General features: G+C 52.9%; 8 protein-coding genes. 2 read left to right on the top strand and 6 right to left on the bottom strand.

What is annotated here, in order from left to right; genetic code table 11:
* Positions 1-433 precede the first annotated feature (433 nt).
* From hemG to pepQ, 4 genes are read right to left on the bottom strand one after another with little or no spacing between them, the layout of a single operon-like run.
* Entirely contained in the window at positions 434-973 is a 540-nt protein-coding gene (hemG, locus tag BUB06_RS17820) for a menaquinone-dependent protoporphyrinogen IX dehydrogenase (RefSeq protein ID WP_039474672.1), read from the bottom strand.
* Positions 974-994: 21 nt separating this feature from the next.
* Complete coding sequence (gene trkH, locus BUB06_RS17815) at positions 995-2446, bottom strand: Trk system potassium transporter TrkH (RefSeq protein ID WP_010298674.1); 1452 nt, start codon at positions 2444-2446, stop codon at positions 995-997.
* Positions 2447-2488: 42 nt separating this feature from the next.
* Positions 2489-3100 carry an IMPACT family protein gene (locus BUB06_RS17810; RefSeq protein WP_039474670.1) on the bottom strand — a complete coding sequence of 204 codons (612 nt, stop codon included), beginning with the start codon at positions 3098-3100 and terminating at the stop codon, positions 2489-2491.
* A complete protein-coding gene (gene pepQ, locus BUB06_RS17805; RefSeq protein ID WP_039474668.1) occupies positions 3100-4431 on the bottom strand; it encodes a Xaa-Pro dipeptidase in 1332 nt (443 codons plus the stop codon). Before pepQ ends, BUB06_RS17810 begins: the two co-directional genes overlap by 1 nt.
* Before the next feature lie 185 nt (positions 4432-4616).
* On the opposite strand from pepQ, the gene fadB reads away from it, so the two are divergent.
* Together fadB and fadA are read left to right on the top strand one after the other, a co-directional pair.
* A complete protein-coding gene (gene fadB, locus BUB06_RS17800) occupies positions 4617-6806 on the top strand; it encodes a fatty acid oxidation complex subunit alpha FadB (RefSeq protein WP_039474665.1) in 2190 nt (729 codons plus the stop codon).
* Between the two features lie 11 nt (positions 6807-6817).
* Entirely contained in the window at positions 6818-7981 is a 1164-nt protein-coding gene (fadA, locus tag BUB06_RS17795; protein WP_039474662.1) for an acetyl-CoA C-acyltransferase FadA, read from the top strand.
* Positions 7982-8071: 90 nt separating this feature from the next.
* On the opposite strand, the gene fre is transcribed toward fadA, so the two are convergent.
* Positions 8072-8773, bottom strand: a complete 702-nt coding sequence (gene fre / locus BUB06_RS17790; RefSeq protein ID WP_039474660.1) for an NAD(P)H-flavin reductase — start codon at positions 8771-8773, stop codon at positions 8072-8074.
* 52 nt (positions 8774-8825) lie between these two features.
* Positions 8826-10322: a 4-hydroxy-3-polyprenylbenzoate decarboxylase gene (ubiD, locus tag BUB06_RS17785; RefSeq protein ID WP_039474657.1), complete on the bottom strand. Its 1497-nt coding sequence runs from the start codon at positions 10320-10322 to the stop codon at positions 8826-8828.
* Between the last annotated feature and the right edge of the window lie 129 nt (positions 10323-10451).

The raw sequence follows: 10451 nt of genomic DNA, 5'->3' as shown, positions 1-10451 counted from the left end.
CCAGCGTTCAATCTGAGCCATGATCAAACTCTTCAATTTAAGATTTGTTTGATTTGCTGAACTCGTCAGCGATGCTCAAAGAATTAGTAACTGTTCATTCGTAATGAATTTTACTGTTGTTCACTCTTCAAGACTTTTTTATATCGTTAAGATACGGTCTTGTGAGTGCCCACACAGATTGTCTGATTAAATTGTTAAAGAGCAGTGCCACTTCATCGGTGGCGCGGGCTGCATATACTATGCTTTTCCGCTGTGAAGTCAAGTCATTACTGACTGCCTTCGTTGAATCTTTTTCCCTGTCACCACAACTGCGTGTCGCTGTTGCCGTGTCAGTGGAGGCGCATTATAGGGACTTCTCGGCCACTGACAAGTGCTAAATGCAAAAAAATTACCGAGTGGGGATTTTTTCAGCAAAGCGAAGTAAAAGACGCCGTTATGCCGGATTTTTCGCCGCTAATTGAGCGAAATCCTGTGCAAAACGGGCAACCTGCTGCCAGTCTGTGTATTCAATCTCTTTAGTGCTATCCGTTTCACCCCCAGTGATACGCATAATGAGTTGAATCATTATCCGATCAAACCAGCGGTAGCGTGGATAACGCAGGGCGCCAGCGAACACGCAGCACAAATCCGGCTGCCAGGGTGAATTCAGCAGGAACTTACGCGTATAGGCATTGGTTTGTATTGTGCGCTTTTCTGGCTTACGCGCAGTGAGGTTCACTGAGAAGAATGCGCTGGGTAGCTGTTGCAGAGAAGTCAGATGCTTATGGATAAATTGATTTACCGCTGGATGAAAACGCCCGTACCGAATCGACGCCCCAATCAGGACCCGATCGTATTGGCTCAGATCGATATCATTCGCATTGAGTACGTTAACAACATCGCACTCCAAGGTTCCTTTCAGCGTATTTGCAATAGAGGAGGCAATCGCTCTTGTTTGCCCATCCCGACTCGAAAACACGATCAAAGCTTTCATTGTTCTTTATCCTTATGGGGACTATTCCCGCCAGAAGGTTGGCGTAAACAGCACTAAAAGCGTGAAGACTTCCAAACGACCAAACAGCATTGTCAGTATCAGAATCCATTTCGCCGTATCATTCATCGACGTAAAATTCTCCGCGACGACACCCAAACCCGGCCCCAGATTATTCAATGTGGCGGCGACCGCCGCAAACGCGGAGAAATCATCAACGCCTGTCGCAATGACGGCCAGCATGCTGACAATAAAAACCAGCGCATACGCGGAAAAGAATCCCCATACGGCTTCAAGGATGCGCTCCGGCAACGCGCGGTGCCCCAGCTTGATCGTGTAAACCGCATTCGGATGCACTAAACGCTTGAGCTCACGCGATCCTTGCAGGAAAAGCAGCAGGATACGAATAACTTTCAAGCCGCCCCCGGTTGAGCCCGCACACCCGCCAATAAACGCGGAACACAGAAGCAAAACCGGCAGAAAAAGCGGCCACGATGCAATGCTATCCGTGGTAAACCCTGCCGTTGTCGCCATCGAGACAACCTGGAAGAATGCCTGATTGATCGTCTGCATCCCACTGTCATACACGTGATGGAACCACAGGACAATCGTACACACGGCCACCAGCGACAGTTGAACAAAAATGAACATGCGGAATTCTGGGTCACGCCAGTATACCTTCAGGCTGCGACCACTCAGCAGAGCAAAGTGCAAACCAAAGTTACAGCCAGAAATCAGCAGGAATATCGCGATGATGGTGTTGATCGTTGGGCTATTAAAGTAGCCGATACTCGCATCATGAGTAGAGAACCCGCCGACAGACACCGTAGAGAAGCTGTGGCCAATCGCATCGAATACCGGCATGCCAGCCAGCCAAAGCGCGACGGCACAGGCAATCGTAAGTAAGAGATAAATCAGCCACAGCGTTTTTGCCGTATCGGCAATACGCGGGCGCATTTTGTTTTCCTTCAGCGGCCCCGGCATCTCCGCGCGATAAAGCTGCATCCCACCAACACCAAGAATCGGCAGGATAGCAACGGCGAGTACGATGATCCCCATCCCGCCAAACCATTGCAGCATTTGTCGATAAAACAGGATGGCTTTAGGCAGTGAATCCAGCCCGACCAGCGTGGTGGCACCCGTTGTCGTTAACCCAGAGAACGATTCGAAAAAAGCATCCGTTACGCCCAGATTAGGATGTTCAGCAAACAGGAAAGGCAGCGCACCGACGCTACCCAGCACCGTCCAGAAGAGGACTACGATCAGGAATCCTTCACGAGATTTCAGTTCATGCTTCTGTTTTCGGTTTGGTAGCCACAGCATGATGCCAATCGCCAGCGCGACAATAAATGTCTGCGTAAACGCCCGGCCCGCGCCATCGCGGTAAATTAACGCCACCAGTCCGGGAATAACCATCGTCCCGGAAAAAAGGATAACCAACTGGCCGACAATACGGGTTATGGCGCGCAAGTGCATCGCAGGGAATTCCTTAATGATTCATAAAAAGCGCTGGGATTATTATGGAACCGGCAATAAATGCAACGCACCGCGACTTAAATCACGCAATTTCGTTGCCGCTTCTTCGGTTCCCCTAACGGGGATAGAGAACCGCAATACAACTTCCACGCCATATTCACTATGCAGCACTTTCCCACCAAGCTGGAAGATCAGTGATTCAACCTGAGGTAACAGCACATAATCACAGTGTAAGCCATACTCTTTTTGCAATACTTTCTCTTGTAGCGATATCAGTTTCAGCGCTTGCTGAACACCACCGCCATAAGCCTTCACCAGCCCGCCAGTGCCCAGCGGGATTCCGCCATAGTAACGTACCACCACAGCCGTAATCTCACCGATACCGCTCCCCATCAGTTGCGACAGCATCGGTTTGCCCGCCGTGCCGGATGGCTCGCCATCGTCAGAAAAACCAAGCTGCTGGGAATCGTCGGGTGCACCTGCAACAAACGCCCAGCAGTGATGCCCCGCCGAGGCATGCTCTTCCCTGACGTGCTGGATAAACGCTTTGGCCGCGTCGATTCCCGGCGTCGCCGCCAGGATCGTCGTAAAGCGGCTTTTCTTGATTTCCTCGCTGAAACTCACGGGCGCAGCAGGAACGGGATACGCTTGCATCAGGCTAGATTCAGGTCGCGCGTCATGTTCTCCACGCGCCCTTCATGAATGACAATATTATCTTCGATACGGATACCGCCAAACGGTTTCAACGCCTCGATTTTTTGCCAGTCAAAGTGCTGACTCAATTCGCCCTCACGCCACGGAGCAAGCAAGGATTCGATGAAATAGATTCCCGGCTCGATCGTCATGACCATGCCAGGTTCAAGCACACGGGTGCAACGCAGGTAAGGATGCTGCGACGGCGCCGCCAGATGTGTGCCGCGATCGTCTTGCATAAATCCGGCGACATCATGCACCTGCAAGCCCAGCGGATGACCAAGACCGTGTGGCAGGAAAGGCGACGTGAGTCCCTGCTCCACCATGGCTTCTTCGCTGATATCCCGCACCAGTTGATGCGATTTCAGCAGCTTCGCAATCCGCTGATGCATCTGAATATGGTAATCGGTATAACGCACTCCCGCCTGAACGGTATCAATCAATGAAAGCATTTCCTGATTGAGATCTTTAATCAGCAGGGCAAACGCGCCATCGCTCTGTGCGGAATAGGTACGCGTAAGATCGGCGGCATAGCCGTTATATTCAGCCCCTGCATCAATCAGGAAACTGCGGACATCGGAAGGCACCTGATGATCGAGCTGGGTATAATGCAACACCGCAGCGTGTTCATTGAGCGCGATGATATTGCCGTAAGGGACATCGATATCACGATGACCAGTGGCCGTCAGATACGCCAGATTAATATCGAATTCGCTCATCCCGGACAGAAATGCTTCATGCGCGGCACGATGACCGATAACCGCGGTCTTCTGCGCTTCACGCATGCAGGCCAATTCGTAATCTGTTTTGTAAGCGCGATGATAGTGCAGATAATCCAGCACACCCTGAGGATTGATATTATCCGCACGAATGCCCAAATCCTGCGCACGCTGCGGGGCGTAGCCGATATAGGCAACACGCTCACGCTGCGATGGAAGCAGTTGCCCGATATCATTGGCATTCCGTAGCACGGTAATCTCAATCTCTTCAGTCCAGAAGCTCTCGGGGACTGGCGCAACGTTATGCCAGTAATCGACTGGCGAGTAGAACCACAGCTTCGGCGGGTTAACGCCGTCAACCCAGAGCCAGCAGTTCGGCACCTGCGTGACGGGCACCCACGCTTTAAACTGCGGATTAACTTTGAAAGGATAGTCGTGATCGTCCAGAAAAACGGTCAACAGTTCACCAGAGTGAATCAGTAATGCGTCAAGCTGATGGCGCGCTAAAACCGCCTGAGCACGCGTTTGCAGCGTAGCCAGATGGTGATGATATAAAGAAGCCAGCTTTTCCATGAGTATCCTTGTACGTCACGACATGATCCCTCCATTTTAACACAGGCATTCTCCAAGGGCAGCGTCCGGTGCTTTGTGATCGATTCGGCAAAAAATTAATCTCTCGTTTGCAAAAAATTAACATTAAAACCACAATTCGATTATCTGGTCATACCAGATCACTCACACAAACAGCGGAGATGAACATGCTTTATCAAGGTGAATCCCTCTACCTTAACTGGCTTGAGGACGGCATTGTCGAGCTGGTATTTTCTGCCCCTGGCTCCGTAAACAAGCTAGATACCCGCACGGTTGCCAGCCTGGGTAAGGCGCTGGACGTTCTGGCGGAACAGCCGAATTTGAAGGGCTTACTGCTACGTTCTGACAAACCTGCATTTATTGTCGGTGCCGATATCACGGAATTCCTTTCTCTTTTTGCCGCGCCAGCAGAAAAGCTGCATGAATGGCTTGTCTTCGCCAACCGCATTTTCAGCCGCCTTGAAGATTTACCCGTTCCCACACTGTCCGCAATCAATAGCTATGCGTTGGGCGGCGGGTGTGAATGTGTGCTGGCGACCGATTTTCGTTTAGCGACGGCGGATGCACGCATCGGGCTGCCTGAGACCAAACTGGGGATTATGCCAGGCTTTGGCGGCACGGTTAGGCTACCACGCCTGTTGGGCGCCGACAGCGCACTGGAGATCATCGCCGCAGGTAAAGATATCAGCGCAGCCGATGCCTTAAAAGTGGGACTCGTGCAGGCCGTTGTCGCCAATGACAAGCTGGTTCCCGCTGCCATCAAGATGTTAAAACAGGCGATTAACGGCTCACTGGACTGGCAGGCTTACCGACGTCCGAAACTTGACCCGCTGAAGCTAAATAAGATTGAAGCCATGATGAGCTTTACCACCGCCAAAGCGATGGTGCTGCAAACCGCTGGCAAACACTATCCCGCACCGATGCTAGCGGTAAAAACCATCGAAGCCGCCGCAACTATGACGCGCGATGACGCATTGCAGCTCGAAACGCAGCATTTCGTTCAACTGGCGCGTTCAAATGAAGCTCGCGCACTCGTCGGCATTTTCCTCAACGATCAGTATGTTAAAGGCAAGGCAAAGAAACTGATTGGCGAGACATCCGTGCCGCAGCAGGCCGCCGTGCTAGGCGCAGGCATTATGGGTGGCGGCATTGCCTATCAATCCGCGTTCAAAGGCGTGCCGATTCGCATGAAAGATATCAATGAGAAGCCGCTCGCGCTGGGGATGAATGAGGCAGCCAAGCTGCTGAATAAGCAGATGGAGCGCGGCAAGCTGGACGGAATGAAAATGGCAACGATTCTGGCGAGCATTCATCCAACGCTGGATTATGCTGGGTTCGAGCGCACCGACATCGTCGTTGAAGCCGTGGTTGAGAACCCGAAAATAAAAGCCAGCGTGTTGGCAGAAACCGAATCGCACGTGAGCGAGAAGACGATTCTGGCTTCGAATACCTCAACCATCCCGATTGCTTCACTGGCCGCGTCGCTAAAACGGCCACAAAACTTCTGCGGGATGCACTTCTTCAACCCGGTACACCGCATGCCACTGGTCGAAATTATTCGCGGCCCCAAAACCAGCGACAGCACCATCGCTAGCGTGGTCGCTTACGCCAGCAAGATGGGTAAAACGCCGATTGTCGTGAACGACTGCCCTGGGTTCTTCGTGAATCGGGTGCTATTCCCTTACTTTGCTGCATTCAGCTTATTGCTCAGAGACGGTGCCGATTTCCGTGAGATCGATAACGTCATGGAGAAAAAATTCGGTTGGCCGATGGGCCCAGCCTATCTGCTGGACGTTGTCGGTATTGATACCGCTCACCATGCTCAGGCAGTGATGGCTGAAGGCTTCCCACAGCGCATGGCGAAAGATTATCGCGATGCGATTGATGTGCTGTTTGAACACCAGCGCTTCGGACAGAAGAATGGTCACGGCTTCTACCGTTATCAAACCGATGGCAAGGGGAAGTTGCGTAAAGAACAGGATGAGGCTGTCGAAACACTGCTTAAGGACATCAGCCAGCCGAAAAAAGCGTTCAGTGCAGAAGAGATTATCGCTCGCATGATGATCCCGATGATTAATGAAGTCGCGCGCTGTCTGGAAGAAGGTATCGTCGCCAGCCCCGCCGAAGCGGACATGGCGCTGGTATACGGGTTAGGTTTCCCTCCCTTCCACGGTGGCGCTTGCCGCTATCTGGATACATTGGGCAGCGAACACTACGTCGAGATGGCGCAACAATTGGCGCACCTCGGTGCAATCTATCAGGTGCCTGACGGCTTGCAGCAAAAAGCCAAAAGTGATGAAGGCTATTACCCATCGGTCGCGCCACACGCGGGCGTTTCTTACGGCCAACCGGCATGAGGGCAGGAAATATGGAAAAGGTAGTGATTGTTGATGCCGTACGCACGCCGATGGGTCGCTCCAAAGGCGGCGCTTTCCGCCAAGTGAGAGCCGAAGACCTGTCCGCACACCTGATGCGTAGCCTATTGAGCCGTAACGCAGCGCTGGATGCCCGTGAGATCGACGATATCTATTGGGGATGTGTGCAACAGACGCTGGAGCAAGGCTTCAACGTCGCCCGCAATGCTGCTTTGCTGGCAGAAATCCCGATGAATGTCCCCGCGACCACGGTTAACCGACTGTGCGGCTCCTCCATGCAGGCGCTCCACGATGCGGCCCGTGCCATTATGGTTGGCGACGCGAATGTCTGCTTAATTGGCGGCGTCGAGCATATGGGACATGTGCCGATGAATCATGGCGTCGATTTTCATCCGGGGCTGAGCCGCACCATAGCTAAAGCGGCGGGTATGATGGGGCTCACGGCCGAGATGCTGGGGCGTATGCACAATATTAGCCGTGAGATGCAGGATCAGTTCGCCGCACGTTCGCACCAGCGCGCCCACAGCGCCACCCAGTCAGGAGCGTTTCGTCGTGAAATTATCCCCACGGCGGGCCATGATGCAGACGGCGTGCTGCAACGCTTCGATTATGATGAGGTCATTCGCCCAGACACCACCGTCGATAGCCTTGCCGCACTCAAACCGGCATTCGATCCCGTTAACGGTACGGTGACAGCCGCGTCATCCTCGGCGCTGTCCGATGGCGCAGCAGCCATGTTGATCATGAGCGAATCCCGCGCGGCATCATTAGGTTTACCGATACGAGCCCGCATTCGGGCAATGGCCGTGGTTGGCTGCGATCCTTCGATTATGGGTTACGGCCCCGTCCCCGCGACTAAATTGGCGTTGAAACGAGCAGGGCTCAGTCTGGCCGATATCGGCATCTTTGAACTGAATGAAGCATTCGCCGCTCAGACGCTACCCTGCATTAAAGATCTGGGGCTGCTGGAACAGTTGGATGAAAAGGTCAATCTCAATGGCGGCGCGATTGCGCTAGGTCACCCGCTCGGCTGCTCAGGCGCACGCATCTCTACCACGTTGATTAATCTGATGGAAAGTCGCAATGCTCAGTTTGGCGTGGCGACGATGTGCATCGGGCTGGGACAGGGTATTGCGACCGTGTTTGAGCGCGTCTAAACACAGGAAAGCTCTGTCAGAGAACAGCCAGAAACCAAAAATCCCACAGCCGTGGGATTTTCATTTTTACTTGCTTATGCCTTAACTGCTTTAAATAAACGAAAATGCGTCGCTGAACATATGCGCTGTCAGCGCACCGCGCTCGTTACAAAAACGTTCACGGGCAATTTTCGCCATTTCAAAGCGACCAGCAATATAGATATCCTGCTCTGCCAGTGAGCCGTAGTCCTGCAATACCGCGCTCAGAACGGTGCCCGTTCTGCCATCCCATCCCTCTTCTGGCTGTTCGACGACTGGCACCACCCGCAGATTGGGGTGCTTAGCCGCAAAGCCTTCAAGCTCGATTAAGTCATACAAATGCTGGGATTCACGTCCACCCCAGTAAATAGCGATATCGCGCTCAGGTTGCTGCGCCAGCGCGGTCAGCAGGATAGAACGCACATACGAAAATCCGGTTCCACCCGCAATCAACACCAGCGGACGCGTACTCTCTTCTCGCAGCCAGGCTTCGCCATGCGGGATATCGACCGTCAGGGTTTTTTCCTTGTGAATGCGTTCCATCACCGCCATCGCGTAAAGATTCAGTTCGGACGCCCCAATGTGCAATTCAATAAAGTTTTTATCCATCGGGGTCGATGCCAGTGAAAAAGGACGTTTATCTCGATCGCCCATCACTACCATCAAATACTGGCCAGCCCGAAAGGAAAACGGCGCTTCAGGTAACAAACGAACGCGATAAACCGTATCGGTTATGGCTTCGACCGAAGTCACTTTACAGCTCAATGTTGTCATGCATTCCCTCTATAGGGTCATAAAAGCAAAACTGAGAACAGGGCAGCAGCCGTTAACGCCGGGGCTCTCTGTCACTAAAAATGGCCAATTCGTCCCATATTTCATCAATGCGGGCACAAACCTGTGGGTCTTTCTTGATGGGGTGACCCCACTCGCGCTGCGTCTCGCCAGGCCATTTATTGGTGGCGTCCAGACCCATTTTGGAGCCAAGGCCAGAAACTGGCGAGGCAAAATCAAGGTAATCTATCGGCGTATTTTCTACTAATACCGTATCGCGCGCCGGATCCATACGCGTCGTAATCGCCCATATCACGTCGTTCCAGTCACGCGCATTAACGTCATCATCGCAGACAATGACAAATTTCGTATACATGAACTGGCGTAAAAAAGACCACACACCCATCATGACGCGTTTAGCATGGCCCGCGTACTGTTTCTTCATGGTAACGACCGCCAGACGGTAAGAGCAACCCTCCGGTGGCAAATAAAAATCGACAATCTCAGGAAACTGCTTTTGCAGGATCGGCACGAAAACTTCGTTCAACGCCACGCCCAAAACAGCAGGTTCATCCGGTGGCCGGCCGGTGTAAGTCGAGTGATAAATGGCATTCTGGCGCTGAGTAATATGCGTAACGGTGAAAACCGGGAAGTGATCGACTTCATTGTAATAGCCGGTATGGTCGCCATACGGCCCTTCCGCCGCCATTTCTCCCGGTTCAATATAGCCTTCCAGAACAATTTCCGCACTGGCGGGCACTTCCAAATCGTTCGACAGGCACTTCACCACTTCAGTCTTATGCCCACGCAGCAACCCCGCAAAGGCATATTCCGATAGCGTATCAGGCACGGGCGTCACCGCACCGAGGATCGTCGCAGGGTCAGCGCCCAATGCGACAGACACCGGAAAACTCTGCCCTGGATTTTCCTGACACCATTCCTGAAAATCCAGCGCGCCGCCGCGATGAGATAACCAGCGCATGATCAGCTTGTTTTTACCCAGCACCTGCTGACGATAGATCCCCAGATTCTGCCGCTCTTTAAGCGGCCCGCGCGTCACGGTAAGCCCCCAGGTAATCAGCGGCGCGGCATCTTCCGGCCAGCACTGCATCACCGGAATCCGGCGCAGGTCAACGTCATCCCCCTGCCAAATCTGTTCCTGACACGGCGCAGAAGACAGACGCTTCGTCGGCATATTCAATACCTGACGGAACTTCGGCATTTTATCCACCAGATCGCGGAACCCTTTGGGTGGTTCCGGCTCTTTCAGAAACGCCAACAGCTTGCCCACCTCGCGCAGTGCGCTGACCTCTTCCTGTCCCATGCCCAACGCAACACGTTTCGGCGTGCCAAATAAATTGCACAGCACCGGCATGTCATAGCCTTTGGGGTTCTCAAACAGGAGAGCAGGGCCTTCCGCACGCAGCGTTCGGTCAGCAATTTCCGTCATTTCAAGGTAGGGATCGATGGGCTGGGTAATGCGTTTTAACTCCCCTCTCTCTTCCAGCAGCGAGAGGAACTCGCGTAAGTCACGGTATTTCATGCTATTCATCGGGGGCAGTCTATCGTTCTGGCTATTATAAAGTCTCTTCGCCAACCTGTCGCTTCCCGAAGCGCCTATTTATGGTAAGAATCTGCTCACTATCAAGAACCCGAACGCCAAAATGTGGTAACAAAAATA

The sequence above is a fragment of the Pectobacterium carotovorum genome (assembly GCF_900129615.1).
Classification (GTDB): domain Bacteria; phylum Pseudomonadota; class Gammaproteobacteria; order Enterobacterales; family Enterobacteriaceae; genus Pectobacterium; species Pectobacterium carotovorum.
Note: the sequence above shows the minus strand (reverse complement) of the source record. Positions and strands in the feature narration are given on the sequence as shown.